This is a genomic window from Streptomyces sp. NBC_00203 (genome assembly GCF_045206325.1).
Classification (GTDB): domain Bacteria; phylum Actinomycetota; class Actinomycetes; order Streptomycetales; family Streptomycetaceae; genus Streptomyces; species Streptomyces lutosisoli.
This window is the reverse complement of sequence record NZ_CP108126.1, coordinates 2,405,904-2,431,683: the sequence shown is the minus strand read 5'-3', so window position 1 is coordinate 2,431,683 and position 25,780 is coordinate 2,405,904. Positions and strand designations below refer to the sequence as shown.

Annotated in this window: 25 protein-coding genes; 12 read left to right on the top strand and 13 right to left on the bottom strand. The window is 70.9% G+C overall.

Annotation, left to right across the window (positions count from 1 at the left end):
• Positions 1-22 precede the first annotated feature (22 nt).
• Entirely contained in the window at positions 23-631 is a 609-nt protein-coding gene (locus OG975_RS11225) for a DUF1349 domain-containing protein (RefSeq protein WP_330303657.1), read from the top strand.
• Between the two features lie 334 nt (positions 632-965).
• Here the strand turns inward: OG975_RS11225 and OG975_RS11220 are convergent, their stop codons facing one another.
• Positions 966-2,351, bottom strand: a complete 1,386-nt coding sequence (locus OG975_RS11220) for an MFS transporter (RefSeq protein WP_406328978.1) — start codon at positions 2,349-2,351, stop codon at positions 966-968.
• Positions 2,352-2,484: 133 nt separating this feature from the next.
• On the opposite strand from OG975_RS11220, the gene OG975_RS11215 reads away from it, so the two are divergent.
• The 6 genes from OG975_RS11215 (at position 2,485) to OG975_RS11190 (ending at position 7,774) form a co-directional block, all read left to right on the top strand.
• Positions 2,485-3,423 carry a GlxA family transcriptional regulator gene (locus tag OG975_RS11215; RefSeq protein WP_406336237.1) on the top strand — a complete coding sequence of 313 codons (939 nt, stop codon included), beginning with the start codon at positions 2,485-2,487 and terminating at the stop codon, positions 3,421-3,423.
• On the top strand, positions 3,420-3,935 hold the full coding sequence (locus OG975_RS11210; RefSeq protein WP_406328977.1) for a GNAT family N-acetyltransferase: 516 nt from the start codon (positions 3,420-3,422) through the stop codon (positions 3,933-3,935). Before OG975_RS11215 ends, OG975_RS11210 begins: the two co-directional genes overlap by 4 nt.
• A 126-nt stretch (positions 3,936-4,061) precedes the next feature.
• Complete coding sequence (locus OG975_RS11205; RefSeq protein ID WP_406328976.1) at positions 4,062-4,781, top strand: DsbA family oxidoreductase; 720 nt, start codon at positions 4,062-4,064, stop codon at positions 4,779-4,781.
• A 149-nt stretch (positions 4,782-4,930) separates the two neighbouring features.
• Positions 4,931-5,980 (top strand): aminotransferase class V-fold PLP-dependent enzyme, encoded by a 1,050-nt coding sequence (locus tag OG975_RS11200; RefSeq protein ID WP_406328975.1) that lies wholly within the window; start codon positions 4,931-4,933, stop codon positions 5,978-5,980.
• 65 nt (positions 5,981-6,045) lie between these two features.
• Positions 6,046-6,642 carry a sigma-70 family RNA polymerase sigma factor gene (locus tag OG975_RS11195; protein WP_330303653.1) on the top strand — a complete coding sequence of 199 codons (597 nt, stop codon included), beginning with the start codon at positions 6,046-6,048 and terminating at the stop codon, positions 6,640-6,642.
• A gap of 103 nt (positions 6,643-6,745) precedes the next feature.
• On the top strand, positions 6,746-7,774 hold the full coding sequence (locus OG975_RS11190; RefSeq protein ID WP_406328974.1) for a maleylpyruvate isomerase family mycothiol-dependent enzyme: 1,029 nt from the start codon (positions 6,746-6,748) through the stop codon (positions 7,772-7,774).
• A gap of 35 nt (positions 7,775-7,809) precedes the next feature.
• Here the strand turns inward: OG975_RS11190 and thpD are convergent, their stop codons facing one another.
• The 5 genes from thpD to OG975_RS11165 form a co-directional block, all read right to left on the bottom strand.
• The gene (thpD, locus tag OG975_RS11185) at positions 7,810-8,697 is read right to left on the bottom strand and encodes an ectoine hydroxylase (RefSeq protein WP_406328973.1); all 888 of its coding nucleotides are present in this window, start codon (positions 8,695-8,697) and stop codon (positions 7,810-7,812) included.
• Positions 8,698-8,704: 7 nt separating this feature from the next.
• A complete protein-coding gene (locus OG975_RS11180) occupies positions 8,705-9,109 on the bottom strand; it encodes an ectoine synthase (protein WP_406328972.1) in 405 nt (134 codons plus the stop codon).
• Positions 9,110-9,147: 38 nt separating this feature from the next.
• Complete coding sequence (gene ectB, locus OG975_RS11175) at positions 9,148-10,419, bottom strand: diaminobutyrate--2-oxoglutarate transaminase (RefSeq protein WP_406328971.1); 1,272 nt, start codon at positions 10,417-10,419, stop codon at positions 9,148-9,150.
• A gap of 52 nt (positions 10,420-10,471) precedes the next feature.
• A complete protein-coding gene (gene ectA / locus OG975_RS11170) occupies positions 10,472-11,035 on the bottom strand; it encodes a diaminobutyrate acetyltransferase (protein ID WP_406328970.1) in 564 nt (187 codons plus the stop codon).
• Between the two features lie 376 nt (positions 11,036-11,411).
• On the bottom strand, positions 11,412-12,533 hold the full coding sequence (locus OG975_RS11165; protein ID WP_406328969.1) for a pyridoxal-phosphate-dependent aminotransferase family protein: 1,122 nt from the start codon (positions 12,531-12,533) through the stop codon (positions 11,412-11,414).
• 186 nt (positions 12,534-12,719) lie between these two features.
• Between OG975_RS11165 and OG975_RS11160 the strand changes: the two genes are divergently transcribed.
• From OG975_RS11160 to OG975_RS11145, 4 genes are read left to right on the top strand one after another with little or no spacing between them, the layout of a single operon-like run.
• Complete coding sequence (locus OG975_RS11160; protein ID WP_406328968.1) at positions 12,720-13,577, top strand: transporter substrate-binding domain-containing protein; 858 nt, start codon at positions 12,720-12,722, stop codon at positions 13,575-13,577.
• Positions 13,574-14,407 carry an amino acid ABC transporter permease gene (locus OG975_RS11155; protein ID WP_406328967.1) on the top strand — a complete coding sequence of 278 codons (834 nt, stop codon included), beginning with the start codon at positions 13,574-13,576 and terminating at the stop codon, positions 14,405-14,407. Before OG975_RS11160 ends, OG975_RS11155 begins: the two co-directional genes overlap by 4 nt.
• Positions 14,404-15,201 carry an amino acid ABC transporter ATP-binding protein gene (locus tag OG975_RS11150; protein WP_406328966.1) on the top strand — a complete coding sequence of 266 codons (798 nt, stop codon included), beginning with the start codon at positions 14,404-14,406 and terminating at the stop codon, positions 15,199-15,201. Before OG975_RS11155 ends, OG975_RS11150 begins: the two co-directional genes overlap by 4 nt.
• A gap of 35 nt (positions 15,202-15,236) precedes the next feature.
• Positions 15,237-16,328, top strand: a complete 1,092-nt coding sequence (locus tag OG975_RS11145; RefSeq protein WP_406328965.1) for an amidohydrolase family protein — start codon at positions 15,237-15,239, stop codon at positions 16,326-16,328.
• Positions 16,329-16,416: 88 nt separating this feature from the next.
• Here the strand turns inward: OG975_RS11145 and OG975_RS11140 are convergent, their stop codons facing one another.
• Positions 16,417-17,700 carry a serine hydrolase domain-containing protein gene (locus OG975_RS11140; RefSeq protein WP_406328964.1) on the bottom strand — a complete coding sequence of 428 codons (1,284 nt, stop codon included), beginning with the start codon at positions 17,698-17,700 and terminating at the stop codon, positions 16,417-16,419.
• A gap of 381 nt (positions 17,701-18,081) precedes the next feature.
• Here OG975_RS11140 and OG975_RS11135 point away from each other — a divergent pair, with 381 nt between their 5' ends.
• On the top strand, positions 18,082-18,975 hold the full coding sequence (locus OG975_RS11135; RefSeq protein ID WP_406328963.1) for an SCO1860 family LAETG-anchored protein: 894 nt from the start codon (positions 18,082-18,084) through the stop codon (positions 18,973-18,975).
• Positions 18,976-19,242: 267 nt separating this feature from the next.
• On the opposite strand, the gene cobC is transcribed toward OG975_RS11135, so the two are convergent.
• From cobC to cobM, 6 genes are read right to left on the bottom strand one after another with little or no spacing between them, the layout of a single operon-like run.
• Complete coding sequence (cobC, locus tag OG975_RS11130; protein WP_406328962.1) at positions 19,243-20,358, bottom strand: Rv2231c family pyridoxal phosphate-dependent protein CobC; 1,116 nt, start codon at positions 20,356-20,358, stop codon at positions 19,243-19,245.
• Positions 20,348-21,286: a sirohydrochlorin chelatase gene (locus tag OG975_RS11125; protein ID WP_406328961.1), complete on the bottom strand. Its 939-nt coding sequence runs from the start codon at positions 21,284-21,286 to the stop codon at positions 20,348-20,350. Before OG975_RS11125 ends, cobC begins: the two co-directional genes overlap by 11 nt.
• Positions 21,283-21,912, bottom strand: a complete 630-nt coding sequence (locus tag OG975_RS11120) for a precorrin-8X methylmutase (protein WP_406336236.1) — start codon at positions 21,910-21,912, stop codon at positions 21,283-21,285. Before OG975_RS11120 ends, OG975_RS11125 begins: the two co-directional genes overlap by 4 nt.
• A gap of 5 nt (positions 21,913-21,917) precedes the next feature.
• Positions 21,918-23,627 carry a precorrin-3B C(17)-methyltransferase gene (gene cobJ, locus OG975_RS11115; protein WP_406328960.1) on the bottom strand — a complete coding sequence of 570 codons (1,710 nt, stop codon included), beginning with the start codon at positions 23,625-23,627 and terminating at the stop codon, positions 21,918-21,920.
• Positions 23,624-24,877, bottom strand: coding sequence for a precorrin-6y C5,15-methyltransferase (decarboxylating) subunit CbiE (cbiE, locus tag OG975_RS11110; RefSeq protein ID WP_406328959.1), 1,254 nt, complete (start codon positions 24,875-24,877; stop codon positions 23,624-23,626). The genes cobJ and cbiE overlap by 4 nt, the downstream gene beginning before the upstream one ends.
• On the bottom strand, positions 24,874-25,698 hold the full coding sequence (cobM, locus tag OG975_RS11105) for a precorrin-4 C(11)-methyltransferase (RefSeq protein WP_406328958.1): 825 nt from the start codon (positions 25,696-25,698) through the stop codon (positions 24,874-24,876). Before cobM ends, cbiE begins: the two co-directional genes overlap by 4 nt.
• Between the last annotated feature and the right edge of the window lie 82 nt (positions 25,699-25,780).

The following is a 25,780-nucleotide window of genomic DNA, read 5'->3' as shown; positions in this document are numbered from 1 at the left end:
CCGGACCTGAAAGACTCACGCAATGGACGTCGAACTTCCCCAACTGCCCTTTCCCCTTCGCACGTATGGGCCCGACGGGCACTGGTCCTACGAGGACGGGGTGCTCGCCGGATGGGCAGGCCCTCGGCAGGACCGGTTCGTGCCGCCCACCGGGGAGGGGCTCGATCCCGCGTCCGACGCGCCCCGGCTGCTCGGGGCGCCCGAAGGGGACTTCCAGCTGATCGCCCGCGTCACGGTCGGCTTCGCGGGCTCCTTCGACGCGGGGGTCCTCTACGTCCACGTGGGCGAGCGGGCCTGGGCGAAGCTGTGCCTGGAGTACTCCCCGGATGTGCCCACCGTCTGCACGGTGGTCACCCGGGGGCACTCCGACGACGCCAACTCCTTCACGGTGGACGGCAGTTCCGTCTGGCTCCGGGTGAGCCGGACGGGGCGTGCGTTCGCCTTCCATGCCTCGCGTGACGGTGAGCGCTGGACCTTCGTACGGCTCTTCACGCTGGGCGACGAGAAGGAGACCGGCGCGGCCCTTGTCGGCTTCATGACTCAGTCGCCGATGGGGGAGGGGTGCGTGGTGACGTACGACGGGATCGAATTCCGTCCCCACTGGCCACGGGACCTGAGAGACGGCAGTTGATCGCCCCCGCCGCCCCTACCCGTCCCATCCCTGGGGGCTGCGCCCCCAGGCCCCGCTAAAAGATTGCGCCGTTCCCCGCGCCCCTGAAAAGACTGGGGTTGTGTGTCGTCTGCGGGCCGGTGGGGGTGGCTCGCGCAGTTCCCCGCGCCCCTGAAGGCGCGGGGCTTCGCCCCGCGATCCCCCGCCCGCCCCGGGGTCTTTTAGGGGCGCGGGGAACTGCGCAATCTTTTGGGCCAGCCCCCACCCACCCGCAGTCAACGCACAACCGAACGGGGTCGAAGGGGCGGAGCCCCTGGAGGATGGGACGGGTAGGGGCGGCGGGGGCGAGAACCCGTTAGTCAGGCCGGCGCAGGGTGAGCGTCGCCGCTGTCGTTGCGGTCAGCAATCCCGCGCTGATCGCCAGGCTCATCCGCATCCCCGACTCGAATCCCCCCGAGACCAGAGAGCCGAACGTCGCGATGGCGAGGCCCCCGGCGACCTGGCGGGCCGAGTTGAGGACCCCCGCTGCCAGCCCCGCCCGGGCCGAGGGCACGGCCTCCAGCATCGCGGCCGTCAGCGGCGGGATGGTGAGGGCGCAGCCCAGGGCGAGCGGGACGAGGAGCAGGGCCACGAGGCCGGTCGGGGTCGACGAGTCGACGTACAGGAGGAGCAGGAGCCCCGCTGTGGCCAGGGACTGGCCCAGCAGCATCGGCAACCGTGCTCCGTAACGCCCGGCCAGTTTGCCCGCCGCGATGTTCGTGACCGCGATCAGCCCGGTCATCGGCAGGAACATCAGGCCCGCGTACAGGGCCGAACGGCCTTGGACCTGCTGGAAGAAGAGCGAGAACAGGAACACCACTCCGTAGAAGGCCACGCTGACCGTGGCACCCGCGGCGACGGTCACGGTCACGTTCCGGCTGCGGAACAGACCGAGCGGGACCACGGGGTGTGTCCGGCGTGACTCGACCCGGACGAAGACGAGTGCCGCGACCGCCGCCACTGCCAGCGCCACCAGCCCCGTCCCCCCGCCCTCGATGACCGCGAACGTCAGCGCCGTGAGCGCCACGATCGCCGTCAGCTGGCCGGGCAGATCCAGCGGCGCGGGCCGGCGCGGGGAGCGTGGCGCCCGCGTCAGCAGGGCGAGGGTCACCATCCCCAGCGGCAGGTTGATGAAGAAGATCCCCCGCCAGTCCCACACCGTGGTCAGCGCTCCGCCCGCCACCGGACCCAGCGCCACCGCGACCGAGCCGCCCGCCGCCCACAGGGCCACCGCCCGCGCCCGCTGCGCGGCATCCGCGTACGCCTGTCGTACGAGTGCGAGCGAGGCCGGCAGCACCACGGCCGCCGCGGCTCCCTGCACGATCCGCGCGCCCACCAGCACCGGAAGACTCGGCGCCAGTCCGCACGCCACCGATGCCAGCGTGAACACCGTGATCCCGATCCCGTACGCCCGGCTCGCCCCGGCCCGGTCCGAGAAGGCCCCGGTGGACAGCATCAGCGCCGCGAAGGCCAACGTGTACGCGTCCACCACCCATTGGAGCCCCGACATTCCGCCCCCGAGCGCCGCCCCGATCGACGGGAGCGCCACGTTCACCACGGACGCGTCGAGGGTGATCAGCGCGAAGCCGAGGAGGGCGGCGGTGAGGGTGAGGGCGGGGGAGGGGGAGGTGTTCGAACCGCCTGTGGGAGACGGGAGTTGTGCCTTGGTGGCGGGAGCTTCGGTGGTCGGGTTCGTTGGCATGACCCCATGCTGCGGATCTCCGCCGACGTACAGTAGTGGCCCGAATGCCATACGTCCGGAGGTTCTGGCCATGCTCGCCGTGCAGGGGGCCACGCCCCATCGCATCGCCGTCATCGCCCCTTCCCCCGTCTCGATGTTCAACCTCGCCATTCCGGAGCTCCTCTTCGCGAAGGTCGAGGTCGACGGCGGTCCGGGCTACGAGCTGGTCGTCTGCACCCCCGAGCCCGGCCCGATCACCACCACCGGCGGACTCGACCTGTACGTCGGGCGCGGCCTCGACGCCGTGCGCGACGCGGACACCGTGCTCGTCGCGGGCACCGGACAGCGGTACGTGCCCGATCCGGCCACCGTGACCGCCGTACGCGAGGCCGCCGCCGCGGGCAAGCGGATCGCCTCCATCTGCAGCGGCGCCTTCGTCCTTGCCGAGGCCGGACTGCTCGACGGCCGCAGCGCCACGACGTACTGGGAACTGGCGGACGAGCTGAGCAAGCGGTATCCGGCGCTCGACCTCAAGGGCGACGTCCTGTTCGTGCAGGACGGCCAGATCATGACCTCGTCCGGGTACGCCGCCGGGATCGACCTCTGCCTGCACATCATCCGCACCGACTACGGCGCCGCCGTCGCCAATCAGGTGGCCCGGCTGGCCCTCGTCGCCCCCGTACGGCCGGGCGGCCAGACCCAGTTCACCCAGACGCCACTCCCGCCCGAGCGCGGCGAGGCCTGTGCCGACACCCGCGGCTGGGCGATGCGCAACCTCGACAAGCCGCTCACGCTCACCGACCTCGCCCGGCACGCGGGCGTCAGCGTGCGCACGCTCACCCGCCGCTTCCACGCCGAGAGCGGGGTCAGCCCCCTCCAGTGGCTCCTCCACCAGCGCATCGAGCGTGCCAAGGAACTCCTGGAGACGACCCCCCTCCCCATGGACCAGGTGGCCCGCGCCTGCGGCCTCGGCACGGCCGACTCGCTGCGCGGCCATCTGGTCCGCCGTACCGGCCTCACCCCGAGCGCGTACCGCACGCAGTTCAGCCGCCTGGGAACCGCCCCGAAGCCGGTCACGTCCTCCGTTGCGTGATCAATGACCGTGTGAGTCGTGTGAACCATGTGAACCGTGTGATCAGGACCGCGCTGCCCGCCGAGGCCGCGGCCGTCACCGATCTGCACGCCCGGGCCCGGGCGACGTACTACCCGGACGGGATCCCGCAGGACGGCACGGACTGGCTCGCCGGCTGGCGGAGTGCCATCGAGCGGCCGGACGGGCACGTGCTGTGCGCCGTCGACGAGGGTCGGATCGCGGGCATCGCGTCCTTCCGCACCGCGGAGGGCGCCCCCGCCGACACGGTGAAGCTCTTCCAGTTCCATGTCGACCCGGACCACTGGCGGGCCGGGATCGGTACGGAACTGCACGCGGCCTGCGTCGAGCAGTGGAAGGCCGACGGGAAGCGCATCGCCACCCTCGACGTGCACGTCGACAACCGGCGCGCCCAGGCCTTCTACGCCCGCCTGGGCTGGATCCCCGACCCGGAGAACCTGCCGGCCGAGGACGATCACCATCTGTACCTGCGGTTCTCCGTGACAGGGCAATGAGACGGGGCAATGAGACAGGGGACCGCGACAGGGGAATGAACCCTGCCGCTTGAACGTTCACATACCGATGACCCCCGGAGGGCGTCCGCACTGACCCGTACCCGTACGACCTGGAGAGCCGAAGACATGCGCGTCGAGATCTGGAGCGACATCGCCTGCCCCTGGTGCTACGTGGGCAAGGCCCGCTTCGAGAAGGCGCTCGACGCCTTCCCGCACCGTGACGACGTCGAGGTCGTACACCGTTCCTTCGAGCTCGACCCCGGTCGTGCCAAGGGTGACATCCAGCCCGTGATCAAGATGCTGACCAAGAAGTACGGCATGAGCGAGGCGCAGGCGCAGGCCGGCGAGGAGAACCTGGGCACGCAGGCCGCCGCCGAGGGCCTGGCGTACCGCACCCGGGACCGTGACCACGGCAACACCTTCGACATGCACCGACTGCTGCACTTCGCCAAGGAGCAGGGCAGGCAGGACGAGCTGATCGGCCTGCTCTACAAGGCGAACTTCGCCGAGGAGCGGACCGTCTTCGCCGACGACGAGCGGCTCGTGGAGCTGGCCGTCGCCGCCGGGCTCGACGCCGACGCGGCCCGCGGGGTCCTGGCCGACCCGAAGGCGTACGCCGACGACGTGCGCGCCGACGAGCGCGAGGCCGCCGAGCTGGGGGCGAACGGTGTGCCGTTCTTCGTCCTCGACCGCAAGTACGGCGTCTCCGGCGCCCAGCCCGCCGAGGTCTTCGCGCAGGCGCTGACCCAGGCGTGGGGCGAGCGCCCGCCACTGAAGCTGATCCAGGACGCTTCCGCCGACGCGGAGGCCTGCGGCCCGGACGGATGCGCCGTGCCGCAGCACTGACATCTGCACCGACGTCGGCGCCGACATCAGCGGTGAAGTGGTGAGAAGCGGTGAAAGCGCAGGTCGGGGCGCACGTATAAGTGTTCCTTAGCGGAACCACGTAAAATTCCGCAATGGACGGGGGGTTCATGGGGCCGCAGAGTGGTCCCATGGAGACCTTCGAGACCCTCGTACGTGCCGAGTTCGCCCCGAAGAACACCTATCTGAACACCGCGAGCACCGGGCTCCTGCCGGCCCGCGCGGTGGCCGCCATGCGCACCGCCGTCGAGTCCGTCGCCGCCGGGCAGCCGGCCGACATGTTCGCGGACGTCGAGGCGGCGCGGGCGTCGTTCGCGCGGTTGGTAGGGGTTCCCGGACGCCGGGTGGCGGCCGGGGCCTCGGTCGCCGTGTACAGCGGGCTGATCGCCGCCTCGCTGCCGCAGGGCGCCGAAGTCCTCACCGCCGAGGCGGACTTCAGCTCCGTCGTGACCCCCTTCCACGTCCGCGGCGACCTCAAGGTCCGCGCCGTACCGCTGGAGCGGATCGCCGAGTCCGTACGCCCCGGCACGGCGCTCGTCGCGGTCAGCGCCGCGCAGTCCGCGGACGGGCGGGTCGCCGATCTGGACGGAATCCGTGAGGCCGCGCGGGCGCACGGGGCCCGTACGTACATCGACGCCTCCCAGGCGGCCGGCTGGCTCCCCCTGGAGGCGGACGCGTACGACTATGTCTCCTCCGTCGCCTTCAAGTGGCTCGTCTGCCCGCGGGGCGTGGCCTTCCTGGTCGTTCCGGAGGACCTCGGCGGGCTCAACCCGGTGTTCGCGGGCTGGGTCGCGGGGGAGGCGCCCTGGGACAGCTGCTACGGCCCGGTCGAGGAACTTGCCCACTCCGCACGGCGGTTCGACGAGAGCCCCAGCCTCTTCTCGTACGCGGGTGCCCGGCATTCCCTGGCCCTCATCGAGGAGTTGGGGGTGGAGAACATTCACGCCCACGACCTCGCCCTCGCCGACCGCTTCCGTGCGGGGCTGCGGGCACTGGGCCACGAACCGATCCCCGCCCCCGGCTCACCGATCGTCTCCGTACCCGAACTCGGCCATGTTCAGCCCGACTTGAGCCGTGCCGGTGTCGAAGTGTCGGACCGTGCGGGCAACTTGAGGGCCGCCTTCCACCTGTACAACACGTTCACGGATGTCGACCGGCTGCTGGACGTCCTGTCCGGCTGAGAACCGGACACGCGCCCTGGCCCTCTGGCGCGGGGTGCGGCGGGGCGCTAGGAAGGCACCACGAGGTGGTGGTGCCGGTGGATCCGACGCTCACGGACGCCGAACTGCATCGGCGGCTGGTGTACGGGGACGAAACCGCGCTGGCCGAGGTGTACGCCGTGTACGGCGGGCTGGTCCGGCGGGTCGCCGTACGGGTCACGCGCAGCCCGGCCGCCGCCGAGGACGTGGCGCAGGAGGTCTTCGCGCAGCTGTGGAGCAGGCCGTACGCCTTCGACGCAGGCCGGGGTTCGCTGCGCACCTGGCTGTCCATGCTCGCCCACCGGCGGGCCGTGGACTGGGTGCGCAGCGAGGCCCGGCACCGCAAGGACGCCCGCGCGGACGACTCCGCGCTGCACGCCATCGCCGACACCGGGCCCGGCCCCGACGAGACGGTGGTCGACCGCGAACGCTCCCTCCTGCTCCACACCGCCCTCGCCGAACTCCCGCAGCCCCAGCGCGAAGTGGTCCACCTCGCCTACTTCGCGGGCCGCACCTACCGCCAGGCCGCGGTGGAGCTGGGCATCCCGGAGGGCACCGCGAAGACCCGCCTCCGCTCAGCCCTGCGCAAACTCGCCGAATCCCTGGCCGACCCACCGGATCCGGCGCTGGAGAGGGGCGCGTGATGACGCCGCGGGTGGCCCCGGCCGGGCCGGGCGTGCGTATGGTGGCCACAGCGGGGCGAGGTGCGGCCACCATGCCGGCCATGGCCCGGAAGGGCGGCACGTGATGAGCACCGACCACGACGACGTACGGGACCTGCTGGCGGCCTGGGCATTCGGCGCGCTGACCCCCGCCGACGAGCGGACGGTCCCCGCGCACCTGGCGGAATGCGAGTCCTGCGCGGCCGAGGCGGAACGGCTGCGGGAGACGGTACGACTCCTGGACGGCGCCCCCCGGCCGCCCCTGGGCAACAGCGCCGCGGGCAACCCCGACGGCGTCCTCGCCCTCGCCCTGCGCGCCCGTCCGGCCGCCCCGCGGGTGGCCGCGCACGCCGCTCCCTACGCCGCCGCCGTCGCCGGACTCCAGGCCCTGCTACGGGAGTTGGACGGGCCCGGGCCCTGGGGCACGCCGGTCGTGCACGACTGGGACGTGCACGCCACCGTCGCGCATCTCATCGCGGCGGACGAGCCGCTGGCGCGCAGGCTGGGCCTGGCAGCCCGGGTGCCAGAGTCCCGGATCGCGGAGGGGACGGGATGGGAGGACGCCTGGACCGAGCGGACCGCCGACGTGATCGCGTACGAGCAGGGGCGGACGCCCGAGGAGACCGTCGCCGCGTGGAGCGCGCAGGCCGGCGCGCTGCTGGCCACACCGGAGGCGAGGGATCCCGAACGGGCCGCGCACGCCACCACGCTGATGGGCGTCCGGCTGCCGATCGCCGACCACTTCGTCGTGCGGGCCTTCGAGGCGTGGATCCACACCGACGACATCGGACGCGCCCTCGGCCTCACCGTGCCCCCACCCCCGGACCCCCACCTGCGCCAACTCGTCCGCCTGGCCGTCCGCATCCTCGGCCTGGCCCTGGGCCCCACGGCACCACCGGTCCTCTTCACGGTGACCGGCGCGGAACCCGACACCCAGTGGATCCTCGGTTCCGAGGACGAGCCGGTACAGGCCGAACTCGTCCTGGATCCCGTTGACTTCTGCCTGCTGGTGGGCGGCCGGTACGCGCCCGACGAGGTGCCCCGGGGCGCGGCGGGGGACGACGCCGCGATCAGGGACGTACTGGAGAGGGCCGCGTCACTGGCGTGGCTGTAGGCCCGGCACTCTGGTGAAGTGCCGGGCCACGCCGACTACTTCACCGGCGTGAAGTCCCTCGCTCCAATGAACTCGGGCCTGCGGACCGGCGCCGCGAACGGCTCCACGGCCGCGTTCTCCACGCTGTTGAACACGATGAAGACATTGCTGCGCGGGAACGGGGTGATGTTTTCCGCCGAGCCGTGCAGGCAATTGCAGTCGAACCAGGTCGCCGAACCGGCCCTGCCCGTGAAGAGCTTGATGCCGTGCCGGGCGGCGAAGCGGGTGAGCGCCTCGTCGGAGGGGGTGCCCGCGTCCTGCATCCGCAGCGACTGCTTGTAGTTGTCCTTCGGTGTGGCCCCCGCACAGCCGAGGAACGTCTTGTGCGACCCCGGCATGATCATGAGGCCGCCGTTGGTGTCGTAGTTCTCGGTCAGCGCGATCGAGACGGACACGGTCCGCATGTTCGGCAGACCGTCCTCGGCGTGCCAGGTCTCGAAGTCCGAGTGCCAGTAGAAGCCGCCGGCCCCGAATCCCGGCTTGACGTTGATCCGCGACTGGTGGACGTACACGTCCGACCCGAGGATCTGCCGGGCCCGCCCGACCACCCGCTCGTCCCGGACGAGGCGGGCGAAGACCTCGCTGATCCGGTGAACCTCGAAGACGGACCGGATCTCCCGCGACTTCGGTTCGACGATGGACCGCTCGTCGGAGCGGATCGCCGGGTCGCCGAGGAGACGCTCCAACTCCTGCCGGTACACGGCGACTTCGTCCTCGGTGATGAGCTCCTCGACGGGGAGGAAGCCGTCCCGTTCGTACGCCCGGAGCTCGGACACCGTGATCGGTCCCGGCTCGCCCGGTGCGCTCCACACGACCGGGTCCTGGCGGGGCACGGACACCTCGGTGGCGCCGCGGCTGGGGTAGAGATCGGTGAGGATGGTCATGTGCGTGTCACGCCTTCTCGGGTTCGGTGAGCAGGGGGTAGACGCCGTTCTCGTCGTGGTCCTCCCGTCCGGTGACCGGCGGGTTGAAGACGCAGACGCAGCGGAAGTCCTCCTTGATCCGCATGGTGTGCCTCTCGTGCCCGTCGAGGAGGTACATGGTGCCGGGCGTGATCGTGTACTTCCGCCCGGTCTCGTCGTCGGTGAGCTCGGCCTCGCCCTCGACGCACACGACGGCCTCGATGTGGTTCGCGTACCACATCGACGTCTCCGTACCCGCGTACAGGATCGTCTCGTGCAAGGAGAAGCCGACCTTCTCCTTGGCGAGGACGATGCGCTTGCTCTCCCAGGTGCCCGAAGCCGACCTGACATGCCGGTCGGTGCCTTCGAGGTCCTTGAACGAACGGACTATCACGGTGGTGCGATGCCTCTCTCTTGTGGCTCGGGTGTGGGTCAGGCGGTTTCGCGTATGGCGCGGGCCAGGGTGCGCAGTCCCTCGTCGAGCTCGTCCGGGGTGATGGTGAGCGCCGGGAGGAGTTTGACGACCTCGCTCTCCGGCCCGGACGTCTCGATGAGCAGCCCGAGTTCGAAGGCGCGTTGCGCGACACGCCCCGCGCGCTCCTTCTCCTTGAACTCGATGCCCCAGACGAGCCCCCGGCCCCGGTACTCCTTGACGTCGGCGAGGTTCTCCTCGGTGAGGGAGATCAGCGCCTGCCCGATCTGCTCACCGCGGGCGACGGTCTGCTTCTCCATGGCGGAGCCGTCGGCCCAGTACGCCTCCAGGGCGGCGGTGGCCGTCACGAACGCCGGGTTGTTGCCGCGGAAGGTGCCGTTGTGCTCGCCCGGCTCCCAGATGTCCAGCTCGGGCTTGAACAGGCACAGGGACATGGGAAGCCCGTACCCGCTGATGGACTTGGAGACGGTCACGATGTCGGGCACGATCCCCGCCTCCTCGAAGGAGAAGAACGCCCCCGTCCGCCCGCAGCCCATCTGGATGTCATCGACGATCAGCAGCAGGTCGCGCCGCGCGCACAGGTCGGCGAGGGCCCGCAGCCACTCGGGCCGCGCGACATTGATGCCGCCTTCGCCCTGCACGGTCTCGACGATGACCGCGGCGGGCTGGTTGAGCCCCGACCCCTGGTCCTCCAGCAGCCGCTCGAACCAGAGGAAGTCGGGGACCTGTCCGTCGAAGTAGTTGTCGAACGGCATCGGAGTGCCGTGCACGAGCGGGATCCCGGCGCCGGCCCGCTTGAAGGCGTTGCCGGTCACGGCGAGCGACCCGAGGGACATCCCGTGGAAGGCGTTGGTGAAGGACACGATCGCCTCGCGCCCCTTCACCTTCCGCGCCAACTTCAGCGCGGACTCCACGGCGTTGGTGCCGGTCGGCCCCGGGAACATGACCTTGTACGGCAGATCACGCGGCCGCAGGACGAGATTCTGGAAGGTCTCCAGGAAGGCGCGCTTGGCGGTCGTCGACATGTCGAGCCCGTGGGTGACGCCGTCGCGCTCCAGGTAGTCGATGAGGGCCCGTTTGAGTACGGGGTTGTTGTGCCCGTAGTTCAGCGACCCCGCGCCGGCGAAGAAGTCGAGGTACTCGTGCCCGTCCTCGTCGTACATCCGGCTGCCCTGCGCCCGGTCGAAGACGGTGGGCCAGCCGCGGCAGTAGCTGCGCACCTCCGACTCCAGGGTCTCGAAGACGCTCAGGTCGGGCTGGGTGATGGTCACAGCGAATCGCTCCTCGAAGCGTGGGGGGGAGAGAGAAGGAGATCGGGAGGGGTCAGCGGGAGAGGGGGGTGTGAGGGGAGAGGGGACCGATGCGGTACAGCACCTCGGGATCGTGCGCTCCGTCGGGGAACTGCCCCGCCTGGAACAGCACTTCGCGCTCGACGGTCGCGCCGTGGCGTCGTGCGTACGACGTGAACAGGCGCTCGGAGGCGGTGTTGCCGGGCGTGATCGTGGTCTCGACGGTGTCCGGAGCGTGCTCGCTCTCCTCGGCGACCCGCGCGGTCAGCCCGTCGAGCAGTGCCGCGGCGAGCCCGCGTCCGCGGTACGCGCCGTCGACGGCCACCTGCCACACGAGCAGCGTGCGCGGGCGCTCGGGTCGGACGTACCCGGTGACAAAACCGACGGGCGTCCCCTCGGCGTCGCGTGCCACCGCCGACGTGCCGGCGAAGTCACGGCACCAGAGCAGATAGCTGTACGACGAGTTCAGATCGAGGGTTCTGGAGTCCTTGGCGATACGCCAGAGCGTGGCCCCGTCGGCCACCTCCGGACGGTCGATCCGAAGGCCCTCCGGCATTTCCAGGAATTCCGCTTGCAGGTCTGCGTGTGCGGCGATCATGCGGATTGAATTTACCGAGGGAAAGTTCAAATTGCATCGTCGGCCGGGGTAACGCGCGGTGCGCTCATGTGTTATCACGCGCCCGCGGAGCTGCGCGATTGTGCGGCGTTAACTCCAGCTTTGCCCGGAAAATACGGGAGGAAGTGGGCGGAGTGTGGAGTGCGTCACAGCCGCGTAATGGCCGCGAGATCTGCCCGAATTACGTTGTTTGGTGTTCGCGAAATCTTAGCGTTTAGGTGCCAGGAAATCGGGCAGGAGAATACGGGAAGCTGCGCTGAACTAATTAAAAGATTGCGCAGTTCCCCGCGCCCCTTTTAGGGGCGCGGGGAACTGCGCAATCTTTTAGCGGGGGGAGGGGGCGAAAAACGCTCGGGCCTCAGCCCCACGCCCCCGCCACAGCCTTCCGCGCCCCCTCCAGATTCACCGAAACCCCGAACTCGCCGAGCGCCGCCCCCAGCCCGGCAAGGCTGGAGTGCACCACACCCCGCGTAGCGTCAGGCCCGTAGTGGTTCACCCGGATCATCGAGTTCGCGAGCGCACCCCCACCCGCGACCAACGGAAGCCCCGGATCCGCAGCCACCGCCTTCGCGACCACCGACGCCGCGTCAACCCCCACTGGCACCCGCAACGTCGTAGCGACAGGCGCCGCATCGGACGCGGCGTACACATACGGCTCAAGCCCGCCGCCCAGCGCGACGGCCCCCGCCCGCGTGGCCGCCGCGGCAGCGGCATGACGGTCCATCACCGCGTCGAGCCCCTCCCCCTCGATGCGCTCGACGCACGCCTCCAGCGCCAGCATCTCCAACTGCGCCGGAGCGTGCAGCAACGCCTTGCGGCCGCCGTCGACCCACCGCTCCTTCCAGTCCAGCAGCGACAGGTACGACCGCCGCGGCGCCGCGGGATTGGCGGACATCCGCGCCCACGCCCGCTCGCTCACGGACACCGCCGACACCCCGGCGGGCCCACCCATCGCCTTCTGCGCCCCGATCACGCACAGGTCGACACCCCACGCGTCCGGCAGCACCGGCTCGGCGCCGATCGACGCGACGGCGTCCAGGTAGAAGAGGGCGCCGTGCTCCCGTACCACCTCACCGATCTCGGCGACGGGATTGGTGTTCCCGGTGGCCGCCTCCGCGTGCACGAGCGACACGAAGTCGATCGACGGGTGCTCGGCGAAGGCCTCGCGGATCTGCGCGGCGGTGACAGCGGTGTGGAAGGGCACCGCCAGGTCGATCACGGTCGCGCCGCAGTCCCGCAGCCAGTCCCCGAAGGTCTGCCCGTACGGACCGGTGATGACGTTGAGCGCGGTCGTGCCGGGCCCGGCCGTCGCGCGGATCGCCCCCTCAAGGGGGAGCAGCGCTTCCCCTTGCATGATCACGACGTCCTGCTCGGTGGAGAGCAGCCGGGCCACGCGGTCCTCGATCGACGCGAAGTGCGCGGCGCTCAGCGGCGCCAGGTCCAGGAAGGGATGGGTCACGGCGGTGCTCTCTTCGCTCACGGGTTCCAGGTACGCGGGCGCGCTCCGGCATGCGGGCGCCCGGATCCGAGCGTATCCGGCGATCTCCGGGACCCCCTCCGGGATATGGATCTAAGCCCGGACGGCCCAGTGACCATCGGATTGATTTGAGGAAGTCAAACCTTTCCTTATAATCGGAACCCATAGTTCCCTCACAGGAGGTCCCTAGTGAACCCCGAGCGCACAGTCCCGGGACGCCGGACCCGCATTCTGGCCGCCACCACCGCGACGGCCGGGCTGCTGCTCGTGGCCGGCTGCTCCTCGGACAGCGGAGGGGGCAATGCCACCGCCAGCGGGGTCCCCGTGGTCAAGGCGGGACAGCTCACGACCTGCACCCACCTCCCGTACCCGCCCTTCCAGTCGGAGATCGACGGCAAGGTGCAGGGCTTCGACGTGTCGCTGATCGACCTGGTGGCCAAGGACCTCGGCGTGAAGCAGGAGATCGTCGACACGCCCTTCGAGAACTTCAAGACAGGCGCGTTCCTCAACTCCGAGCAGTGCGACCTCGCCGCGGCCGGCATGACGATCACTCCCGAGCGCAAGAAGAACGTCGACTTCTCCGACCCGTACTTCGACGCCACCCAGGCCGTCCTCGTCGACAAGAAGAGCGGCGTCACCTCCCTCGCCGATGTGAAGGCGAAGGGCAAGAAGCTCGGTGCCCAGGCGCAGACGACCGGCGAGGACTACGCGAAGAAGCAGGGCTTCGACCCGGTCTCCTTCGAGTCCTCCGACGCGGTCCTCAGCGGTCTGCGCAGTGGCCAGGTGCAGGCCGTCATCATCGACTACCCGGTCGTCCAGGGCTGGCTGAAGGACAAGGCGAACGCCGACGCCTTCACGGTGGTGGACAACCTCAACACCGGTGAGCAGTACGGCTTCACGGTGAAGAAGGGCAACACCAAGCTCCTCGCCGCCATCAACAAGGCGATCAAGGACGCGAAGGCCGACGGCACCTACGAGAAGCTCTACGAGCAGTGGATCGGCCCGTACGACGCGTCCGCGGCCGCCGCCTCCCCGTCCGCTTCATGAGCGGTGCCGACGCACAAGTCCAGCCCCGCAAAACAGGATTGACCCGGCGTCAGAAGCGCTCGCTGTCACGTGGCGCGCAGTACGTCGTCTTCGTCGCCGTCGTGATTGCCTTCGCGGTCACGGCCGACTGGGGGCGTCTGAAGAACCAGTTCGCGCAGTGGGACCTGGTCAAGCAGATGTTCCCGGACGTCATCACGCTGGCGCTGAAGAACACCGTGCTCTACACGATGTCCGGCTTCGTCGTCGGTCTCGTGCTCGGCATGGTCATCGCCCTGATGCGGCTGTCCTCGGTGGGCCCGTACCGCTGGGTCGCCGGCATCTACATCGAGATCTTCCGCGGCCTGCCCGCCCTGCTGATCTTCGTCTTCGTGGGCGTCGCCGTGCCCCTCGCCTTCCCCGGTACGGAGATCCCCGGCGGAACGTACGGCAAGGTGGCGCTCGCGCTCGGCCTGGTCTCGGCCGCATACATGGCCGAGACGATCCGCGCGGGCATCCAGGCGGTGCCCAAGGGGCAGATGGAGGCGGCCCGTTCGCTGGGCTTCTCGCATGCGCGGGCCATGGTCTCGATCATCATCCCGCAGGCGTTCCGCATCGTGATCCCGCCGCTCACCAACGAACTCGTCCTCCTCTTCAAGGACTCCTCGCTGGTGCTGTTCCTCGGCGTCACCCTGGAGGAGCGCGAACTCACCAAGTACGGACGCGACTTGGCCAGCCAGACCGCCAACTCCACGCCGATCCTGGTCGCGGGCCTGTGCTATCTGCTGGTCACCGTGCCCCTCGGATTCGTCGTACGCCGCCTGGAGGCCAAGGCCGGGGAGGCCACCAAGTGAGTACGTCCCAGACGCCGGAGGTCCAGGTCAAGGACCTGCACAAGTCCTTCGGCGACAACGAGGTCCTGCGCGGTATCGACCTGGAGGTCGGACAGGGCGAGGTCGTCTGCGTCATCGGCCCTTCGGGGTCCGGCAAGTCGACCCTCCTGCGGTGCGTGAACCTCCTTGAGGAGCCCACCAAGGGCCAGGTCTTCGTCGGCGGTACGGAGGTCACGCACCCGGACGTCGACATCGACGCCGTGCGCCGCCGTATCGGCATGGTCTTCCAGCAGTTCAACCTCTTCCCGCATCTGTCGGTGACCGAGAACCTCACGCTGCCGCAGCGTCGGGTGCTCAAGCGGGACAAGGCCGAGGCCGCCCGGACCGCCGCCGAGAACCTCCGCCGCGTGGGCCTGTCCGAGAAGGCGGACGCGTACCCCTCGTCCCTCTCCGGCGGCCAGCAGCAGCGCGTCGCGATCGCCCGCGCGCTCGCCATGGGCCCCGAGGTGATGCTCTTCGACGAGCCGACCTCGGCGCTCGACCCCGAGCTCGTCGGCGACGTACTCGCCGTCATGCGGAGGCTCGCCGACGAGGGCATGACGATGATGGTCGTCACCCACGAGATGACCTTCGCGCGCGAGGTCGCCGACCGTGTCGTCTTCATGGACGGCGGCGTGATCGTCGAGCACGGCACGCCCGCACAGGTCATCGGCAACCCGAGCCACGAGCGCACCCGCCACTTCCTGTCCCGGCTCCTCGACCCGGCGATGGCAGACGTGGAGGAGACGGAGGAAGAGGCCGAAAAGGGGCCGTAGCGCCTCGCCCTTCGGCACGAATTAAGGTGCGGTGCATGAGCGATCGCGCGGTGCTGCACGTGAAGGGACGGGTGCTCGTCGGGCCCGACGACGTCCGGGACGAACTGTGGGTCGTCGGCGGGAGAATCGCGTACGAGCGGCCCGCCGGCGCCCGTGACGTCCGTACCGTCGAGGGCTGGGCGCTGCCCGGCCTCGTCGACGCGCACTGCCATGTCGGGCTCGACCACCACGGCCCGGTCGCGGAGGACGTCTCGGAGAAGCAGGCACTCACCGACCGCGAGGCCGGCACCCTGCTGATCCGGGACGCGGGCTCGCCCTCCGACACCCGCTGGATCGACGACCGCGACGACCTCCCGAAGATCATCCGCGCGGGCCGCCACATCGCCCGCACCCGCCGCTACATCCGCAACTACGCGCACGAGATCGAGCCGGAGGACCTGGTCGCCCACGTCGCCGAGGAGGCCCGGCGCGGCGACGGCTGGGTCAAGCTGGTGGGCGACTGGCTCGACCGCGGCACCGGCGACCTGGGCGCCTGCTGGCCCCGCGACGCCGTCGAGGCCGCGATCGCCGAGGCGCACCGGCTGGGCGCGCGGGTGACCGCGCACTGTTTCGCGGAGGACTCGCTCCGGGACCTGGTCGAGGCGGGCATCGACTGCGTCGAGCACGCCACGGGCCTGACGGAGGACACCATCCCGCTGTTCGCCGAGCGCGGGGTCGCGATCGTCCCCACGCTCGTCAACATCGCGACCTTCCCGGGGCTCGCGGACGGCGGGGAGGCGAAGTTCCCGCGCTGGTCGGCGCACATGCGACGGCTGCACGAGCGGCGCTACGACACCGTGCGCGCCGCGTACGACGCCGGAATCCCCGTCTACGTCGGCACGGACGCCGGCGGCTCACTGGCCCACGGACTGGTCGGCGCCGAGGTCGCCGAGCTCGTCACCGCCGGCATCCCGCCCGTCGAGGCGCTGTCCGCCACCACCTGGGGCGCACGGCGGTGGCTGGGACGGCCCGGCCTTGAGGAGGGGGCACCCGCGGACCTCGTGGTGTACGAGGGTGATCCGCGCGCGGACGTACGGGTGCTGGCGGCTCCGCGGAGGGTCGTGCTGAACGGACGGGTGATCGGCTAGGCACGCGGCAGGGACCAGTCAGGGACCAGGCAGGGACCGGGGTTCCGGGTCGTCGCGTCGACGGCCGGGAACACCCGGTCCGCCACGGTCATTGGGCCGCGGGCTGTGCGGGCAGGTTGAAGACGTGCTGTGGGCTGATGATCTTCGTGATCGCCTGGCCGACGAGGGTGCTGGGCTCGATGACCTTCTGGTAGTTGATGTCGGTGTTCAGCACCACGACGAGGGTCGCCCGCGCCGACGGAAGATAGATGGTCAGGGTCTCGTAGCCCGGCAGTGAGCCGTTGTGGCCGATCCAGCCCTGGACGTTGAAGATGCCGAGGCCGTACCCGGCCCCCGCGATCCCGGTCGGGGGCGTCGTGAGCCGCTGCTTCTGGGTGGCGGGGCTGATCATGGTGGTGCCGTTGGGAAACACGCCCGTGGCCACCGTGGGCGCCCAGACGCGCAGATCATCCAGAGTGGAGATGATCGCGCCTGCCGCCCAGCCCCAGGAGGGGTTCCAGTCGGTCGCGGTCTCGACCTGCCCGCTGGCGGTCTGGTCCGTGTACCCCTGCGGGTGCGGGGCCGGGAACGCCGCGTCGGTCGGGAAGACCGTGTGATTCAGTCCGGCCGGTGTGAGGACGTTCTTCTTGATGTAGTCCTGAAGCGGCTGACCGCTGATCTTCTCGACGACCAGACCGAGCAGGATGAGGTTGGTGTTGCAGTAGTAGAACTTCTCGCCCGGCTGGAACAGCACGGGATGCTTGAACGAGTAGTCGAGCAGCTGCTGCGGGGTGAACGGCGCCCGGGGATCGGTCGTCAGCGCCTTGAAGAAGCCGGGATCCTCGGAGTAGTTGAAGAGTCCGCTGCGCATTCCGGCGAGGTTGCGCAGTGTGATCTTGTCTCCGTTGGGCACACCGTCGATGTACTTGCCGATCGGATCGTCCAGGCCGATCTTTCCCTCGTCGACCAGCTTCAGCAACGCCGTCACGGTGAAGGTCTTGGTCTCGCTGCCGATCCGGATGTACATGTCCCGCGCCATCGGCTGGCCGGTCGCCTTGTCGGCGACCCCGAGCGACCGGACGTAGGTCCCCTGGTCGGGCGTCCACACCCCGAAGGTCACCCCGGGGATGTTCGCCTCCTGCATGACCTGCTGCACGGCGGCGACGAGTTGCCGTTGCACGGCAGGTGTGAGCGTACGGACGCCGGTCGCGGGCGAGTCGGACGGTGAGGGCGGTTCGGCGGAGGCCGCGGCGGTGGCCGTGCTGTCGATGGCCGTGGTGTGCGCCTGCGTGGGTGCCCCGAAGGCGGTTCCGCCTGCGAGCGGCGCCATGAGCGTCCCCATCGCCATGACGCTGACGGCCCCCCTGCGCAAGCGTGACGACGAGTGCGTCATGGGCCTACTCCAAGCACATGAGTGCTGAAAGACATGGGCCGCGAGGCCCTGTAACACCAGCATAGGAGCGCTGCCGCACGGACGCCTGTCGGGCGGCGGGGGCGGTGCTCGGCTTGACGGAACGTGACGCGCCGCGGGTCAGGCTCGTTAAACACTCTTCAGCACATCTTCCAGCAGGCACGCGAATACGCCGGAGCGTCACCGGCGTATTCGAGTCAGGGCAGTTGAACAGGTGACTACGGCGAACATCCGTGCCGCGATATTCGAATTCATTCACGGAAACCACACGTTGGAGTGAAGTCGCGTCAGGTTGCTGACTGTTCACTCTCGCTGCGTAATTCTTGCCGGGTCCCAAGCTTGTCTCTTATGGGGGTCCCACCCTTGAACAGCAACAATTTCCCCATGCCCGCACGCCGTTTGACCGCCACCGCGGCGGCGACCGTCCTCGCCGCCGGTCCCGTGGCGCTGGCCGGCGCGGGCTCCGCTCACGCGACCACCGACCATGGTCGTGCCGGCGCCGTCGTGCTCCGCACCGGGCTCGATGTATCCCTGCTCAACAAGACGGTGAACGTGCCGCTCGCGGTCTCCCTCAATGAGGTGCAGGCGCCGCGGAGCGCCCAGAAGACCGCGCTCACCGCCCAGTTGGACGGCGTCGACGGTGGGCGTCCGTTCAGTGTGCTGCGTGCGGACGTCGCCACCGCGAAGGCCACGGTGTCCGCCGGGAAGGCCGAGGGGTACACGAGTCTCGCGCACGCGGCGGTCCATGTGCCCGGGCTGCCGCTGCTGTCGCTCATCGAGGTCGAGCAGGTGACGTCGAAGGCCACGTGCGAGGCGGGGAAGAAGCCCATCGCCAGCTCGAACCTTCTCGGCTCGGTCACTGTCCTCGGCAAGAAGGTGACGCTGTCGGTGGGCGGGCCGACCGTGGTGACGGTGCCGGGGGTCGGTGAGGTGCGGCTCGATCTCTCCAAGACCGAGACCACCTCCCGTACGGCGGCCGCGTCCGCGCTCGAACTCAAGGTGTCCATCAATCCGTTGAAGCTGAATGTGGCCGAGGTCGAGGGGACGGTGACACTGGCCGGGGCGACGTGTGAGTCTCCGGCGGCTCCCCAGCCCGCGGATCCGGTGACCGACGTGAAGCCCCAGGGGGCTGCGGCGGAGGCCGGCCTCGCGGAGACCGGGGGGAGTTCTGTGACGCCGTACGTCGCGGGTGGGGCGGTTGCCCTGCTGGCTGCGGGAGGGGGAGCGCTCGCCCTGACGCGCCGCCGCCGGGCCTGACCGCCGGAGCGTCTTTCGCCCCCGCCGCCCCTACCCGTCCCATCCCTGGGGGCTGCGCCCCCAGACCCGCTGTGTTGTGTGTCGTCTGCGGGCCGGTGGGGGCCGTTCGCGCAGTTCCCCGCGCCCCTAAAAGGGGCGCGGGGAACTGCGCAATCTTTTAGGCGCACCCCCACCACCCGCACTCGACACACAACCTCACGGGGTCGAAGGGGCGGAGCCCCTGGGGGATGGGACGGGTAGGGGCGGCGGGGGCGAAAGAAGTCCGCTTCAGCCCGCTGTCACCGTTACCGCGCGGTCCAGTGCCTGGAGGAACCGGTTGACTGTCGAGCGGTTCCGTACCGCCACCCGCAGCCACTGCTCGTCGAGCCCAGGAAACGTGTCCCCGCGCCGGACGGCGAAGCCGAGGCCCCGGAGGTGCCGCCGTACGGCAGCGGCGTGAGGAAGGCGGATCAGGACGAAGGGACCCTCCGCGGGTTCCACGACCCGCAGCCCGTCCACCTCGAACTCCTTCAGCCCGGCCACGAGATGCGCCCGATCGGCGGCGATCCGGTGCGCGGCATGCGCGGCCTCCGCCAGCGCCTGGGAGGACATACAGGCCTCGGCCGCGGCGAGGGCGGGCGTGGAGACGGGCCACAGCGGCTGCGCGCGCTCCAGCTCGGTGATCGTCTCGGGGTCGGCGAGGACGTAGCCGATGCGGAGCCCAGCCAGCCCCCACGTCTTCGTGAGGCTGCGCAGGACGACGAGGCCGGGCACGTCCGTCCGGCCGGCGAGCGCCTCCCGCTCACCCGGCACCGCGTCCATGAACGCCTCGTCGACCACCAACACCCGCCCGGGACGGGCGAGTTCGGCGATCGACGCGGCCGGGTGCAGCACCGACGTCGGATTGGTCGGATTGCCGATCACGACGAGATCCGCGTCCTCGGGGACGGCCGCGAGGTTCAGCCGGAAACCGTCCTCCTCGCGCAGCAGCACACGGTCGACCGTGTGCCCGGCGTCCCGCAACGCCGCCTCCGGCTCCGTGAACTGCGGGTGCACGACGACCGGCTGACGCACCTTCAGGGCGCGCGCCAGCAGCACGAAGGCCTCGGCGGCGCCGGCCGTGAGCAGCACCCGCTCCACCGGCAGCCCGTGTCGCGCGGCGACCGCGGCCCGTGCGGCCCGCCCGTCCGGGTAGGACGCGAGCCCGAGCCCGGTCAGCGACGCGGCGATCCGCTCACGCAACCACGCAGGAGGCGTGTCCGCACGGACGTTCACGGCGAGATCGGTGAGCGCCGAGCCGTCGTCGCGCACCTCGGCGTCGCCGTGGTGCCGCAAATCGTGCGCGACGCCCTCGCCCGCTCTTCCGTCCTGCACGGCGCCCCCGCCCTCCCCCTCAGTTCGCATGCGAGTGAGAGTGCGAGTGCGAGTGACCACCGTGGTGTCCGTGGTGGTGGTGACCGTCGTCGTCCGGGTGGAAGTGCGGCTGCTGGGGGAGCCCCACCTTGTCCTCGAAGCCGGGCAGGGCGATCCGGTAGACGCAGGAGTCGCAGTTCATCCGGACGTCGCCCTTGATGGCCTCCCGGTAGCGCTCCATGACGAGGTCGAGCAGCTCCGGCTCCGGACCGATCACGTCGGCCGACCGCACCTCGACGTCCGGGTGCGCGGCCGCCCAGCCCTCGGTCTGCTGCCGTACCCGGTCGGGGAGGATCCCGGTGAAGAGGAAGTACGGGAGGACGACGATCCGGCGGGCGCCCAGCTTCACACAGCGGTCAAGGCCCGACGGCACGTCCGGCGCCGCCAGCGACACGAACGCCGTCTCGACACCCGCGTACCCCCGGCCCTCCCACAGCAGCCGCGCCGCCTTGTGCACCTCGGCGTTGGCGTCCGGGTCGGTGGAGCCGCGGCCGACGAGCAGCACGGTCACGTCGGCCCGGTCCTCGGGCGTACGGACCGTACCGCCGAGGGCCTCGTCGAGCCGCCGTTCCAGGACGGCCAGCAGCGACGGGTGCGGGCCCAGCGGACGCCCGTAGGTGTACGAGATCCCCGGGTGCCGCTCCTTCTCACGGGCCAGCGCCGCCGGGATGTCCCCCTTGGCGTGTCCGGCGGACACCAGCATCAGCGGCACGGCGGCGAAACGCCGTACCCCCTGCTCGACCAGCTCGGCCACGGCGTCACCCAGCGGCGGCGGCGACAGCTCGATGAACCCGCCGGCGACGGGCAGTTCGGGGTGACGGCGCCCCAACTCCCGTACGAAGTCGCGGAAGGCCTCGGCTCCGGCCTCGTCCCGGGTGCCGTGTCCGGCGATGAGCAGGGCGGGGGCAGGGGTGGTCACGATTTCTCCTTGACGGACGGTGAAGCCTTGGCGGCCTGTGAAACGGGGTGGTACAGAAGGGCGTTGAGCGCGGCGGCGGCGACCGCCGAACCGCCCTTCTCGGACACGTTGCTGACCGCGGGCAGCCCGCTTTCGCGGAGCGCGGCCTTCGACTCGGCCGCGCCGACGAAACCGACGGGCAGACCGATGACGAGCGCCGGCGAGGCGTCCAGCGTCAGCAGCTCCTCCAGGGCGGTCGGCGCGCAGCCGATCACCCAGAGGGCCCCCGGGCCGACCTCCTCGTACGCGAGCCGGATCGCGTGCGCCGAACGGGTGAGCCCCGGGCCGGACTTGGCGTCCTTCAGCCGGCAGACGGTGTCGCGGCGCGTGATGCCCGCCGCGACCATCTCCACGTCCACCACGACCGGCGCCCCGGCGTGCAGCGCGGCATGCGCCTTCTCCAGGGCGCCCTCGTCCGTGACGAGGTCGCTCGCGTAGTCGAGGTCGGCGGCGGAGTGGATGACCCGCTCCACCACCGCGCGCGTCAGCGGTGCGAAGTGCGAGGTGTCCAGGCGGGCGCGCAGCCGCCGGAAGGACTCCTGCTCGATGGGGTGCACGACCCGGCTCTCCGGGAACACCTGGCTCACTCGGCTCACTTGGGCTCCTCCTGCCAGCGGTAGCCGCGCGGCGTCACCATGCGCCCGGCGATCTCACGGGTCGCCGTGTTGCCCACGGTCACGACCGTCATCATGTCGACGATCGCCGGATCCAGGGACCCCAGCGTCGTCACCCGGCTCGACTCGTCCGGCCGGGAGGCGTTGCGTACGACACCCACCGGCGTCGTCGGCTCCCGGTGCCCGGCGAGGATCGAGAGGGCCTTCGGAAGCTGCCAGTCGCGTCCCCGGCTGCGGGGGTTGTAGAACGTCACCACGATGTCGGCCTCCGCCGCCGCCCGTACCCGGCGCTCGATGACCTCCCAGGGAGTGTGGAGATCGGAGAGGCTGATCGACACATGGTCGTGGCCGAGCGGCGCGCCCAGGATCGCTCCGGCCGCGAGCGCGGCGGTCACGCCCGGCACCCCGACCACGTCGATGTCGTCGGACGCCTCGGCCAGCGCGGGCGACGCCATCGCGTACACGCCCGCGTCGCCGCTGCCGATCAGCGCGACGGCCTGCCCGCGCCGGGCCTCCGCCACCGCCGTCCGCGCCCGCTCCTCCTCGGCACCGAGCCCCGACTCCAGGATCCGGGTGCCGGGCCGCAGCAGATCGCGGATCTGGTCGACGTACTGGTCGAGCCCCACGAGTACGGACGCCCGCCGCAGCTCGTCCTTCGCGCGCGGTGTGAGCAGGTCACGGGCGCCGGGCCCGAGCCCGATCACCGCGAGCCGCCCGCGCGCCACGCGACGCACGACGGCACAGGTGGCCATCGCGGGCAGACCGTCCGCGCGCTCCGACTTCCGCTTGGGGACGAGCAGTTCACCCCCGCGTACGAGCGCGGCGGCCTCCGCGACGGAGGGCGTACCGACGGCGGCGAGCGGCGCGTCCGAGGGGTTCGGCACCTCCACTGTCGCCAACTCCTCGGCGGTGTACGTCACTACGGGCACCCCGAGGTGCTCCGCGGCCCCGACGATGCCGGGCTCGTCGGCCTTCGCGTCGACGGTGGCGAGCTCGGCGACGGACTTCACGGACAGCCCGGCGTCACGGAGGGTGCCTTCGACAAGGCCGAGGATCTCGTCGACGGGAGCGCCCTTGGAGGCGCCGACACCGACGACGAGGGAGGGCGGCCGCAGGACCACTTCGCGGTCGGCGGGGACATGGGCGCGGTCGGAGACACGAAGGACGGCGGTTCCGCCTTGCTGCGCCGGGCGCCCCACGTTCGACGGCAACGCGGGCAGAGGCCAGCTCAACTCCGCCTCCAGCACCACGGGTTCCCCGTCCAGCATGGCCCTGGAGACACCGGCGACATCACCCTCCACCGGAAGCCCGAGCGTATCCAGCCCCGGCACCCCGACGGAGTCCGTCGCCGTCGTCACCACAGGCTCGGCGCCGAGCAGCTCGCCGACCTCGCGGGCGAGTTCATTCGCCCCGCCTCCATGCCCCCCGACGAGGGACACGGCGAATCGCCCCGCCTCGTCGACGCACACAACGCCCGGGTCGGAGGTCTTGTCGCCCAGCAGCGGGGCGACGAGCCGTACGACCGCCCCCGTGGCAAGGAAGCACACCAGCTGGTCGCACTCCGCGAACGCGGCCCGCACGGCGTCCCCGACGGGCCCGTCGTACACACGGACACGTGTGGGCCAGGCCGTGGCCAGCCGGTCGCGGGCCACCGCCCCCGCCGCCGTGGCGGAAATCAGGCCGATCACTGGGGGACTCCTTCGGTACGGGCCGGAGGCCGGACGCCCCACAGCAGAAAAACGGGATTGGTGGCCGACAGCCGGCTGACGCCACCCGGCAGCGGCGCGAGCCGGGACGACTGCAGCAGCACGCCGTCGCAGTCGAACCCGGCGCCGGTGAGCGCCTCCCGGGCAGCGGGCACCCGGTCGAGCGCGGCCATGGCGACCACGACGGCACGCCGGGCGCGCCGCGCGCAGACCGTGACGATGGCGGGCAGTTCGCGCCCGCCGCCGCCGATGAAGACCGCGTCCGGATCGTCCAGATCGGACAGCACCGTGGGCGCGGCCCCATGCACGACCCGTACGTCCACGCCGTGCGCCTCGGCGTTGGCACGGATCCGCTCGACCCCGTCCCGCGTCTTCTCGACCGCTGTGACGGCGGCGCCGAACCGCGCGCACTCGACGGCGACGGACCCGGAGCCCGCGCCGACGTCCCAGATCAGCTCGCCGAGGCGTGGCCCCAAGCGGGCCAGCGCGAGCGCCCGTACCTCGAACTTGCTGATCATTGAGTCGCGGTGGGTGAACTCGCTCTCGTCCAGGGCCCATCGGGAAGGCCCGGACGGCGGTCCGGCGACGGTCCGTAGGGGGGCGAGGGCACGTGACTCGTCCAGGCACAGGACGACGCTCACCGCCGTACCCCAGTCACGGACCGCGGCCTCGGCGGGCGTGACCCGCTCCACGCGCTCATGGCCGGGGTCGCCCAGGGCGCTCGCCACGACGAGGACGCGATCGCCGGAGCGGTACGCGAGGGCGGCGCCCAGCTCGGCGGGCCCGGAGCCGGGACCGGTGAGCACGGCCACCTTCGGGTGCGAGCGGCAGACGTTCAGCGCGGTGCGCAGGTCACGCCCGTGCGCGCTCACGACCACCGCGTCGTCCCAGGGCAGTCCGAGCCGCGCGAAGGCGGTGGCGACGGACGAGACACCGGGGCGGACGTCCAGCCGCTCCGCCCCGAACCGCTCGGCCAGCGCCCGGACGATCCCGAAGAAACCGGGGTCGCCGGAGGCGAGGACGACGACGCGGCCGTCCGGCTTCTCCAGATACTGTTCGATCGCTTCCAGGGCGGGTGCCAGCGGCCCCAGGACGATGCGTTCGGCGCCCTCCGGCAGCCGCGCCGCCGCCAGATGCCGCCGGGCGCCCACGACGAGCCCGGCGTCGGCGAGTTGGGCCTCGGCGTCCGGAGGCAACGGCGCCCCCGTCCCCGTACCGACCACGACGATCACGACGTACTGCCCTTGCGCGCAGCGCGCAGCTCCGCGCGGGCCCGCGGGTCGGCCTTGCGGAAGCCGTGGAAGTGACCGGGGTGGTAGAGGTGCGAGCGGGTGCCGCTCGCGTCGAGCGCCGGGCCGACCAGGAACAGGGTGTGCTTCCAGAGCTTGTGCTCCTTGACGGTCTCCTCCAGCGTCTCGATCGTGCACTTCACGATCAGCTCCTCCGGCCAGGTCGCCTGGTAGGCGACCACGACCGGAGTGGACGTCGGATAGCCGCCCTCAAGGAGCTCCCGTACGAGCTGACCGCTGCGGGCGGCGGACAGGAACAGCGCCATGGTCGTTCCGTGCCGCGCGAACTCCCGCACCTCCTCCCCGGGCGGCATCGGCGTCTTGCCGCCGCCGAGCCGGGTGAGGATCACGGACTGCGCGACCTCGGGAATCGTCAGCTCGCGCTGCGCGAGCGCGGCCACGGCGGAGAAGGACGAGACACCGGGAATGATCTCGGTCTCGACGCCGATGTCCGCACACCGGTCGAGCTGCTCCTGCGTACCGCCCCACAGGGCCGGATCGCCGGAGTGGATCCGGGCCACCTTCAGCCCTTCCGCCGCGGCCCGCTCGTACACGGCGACGACGTCCTCCAGGGACATCGTCGCGGAATCCAGGATCTCCGCGCCCTCGCGCGCGTGGTCGAGGACCTCGGCCTGCACCAGGCTGGCCGCCCAGATCACGACGTCGGCCTCGGCGATGGCGCGCGCGGCGCGGAACGTCAGCAGGTCGGCGGCGCCGGGCCCTGCCCCGACGATGGTCACCTTGCCGGTGGGGGCATCGGCCATGGGAATCGGTCCTCTCCTACGAAAAACTCGGGTGCTGCGAAAAGATCAGTGGCTATATGGCCGTTGGACATGCGCGAACAGG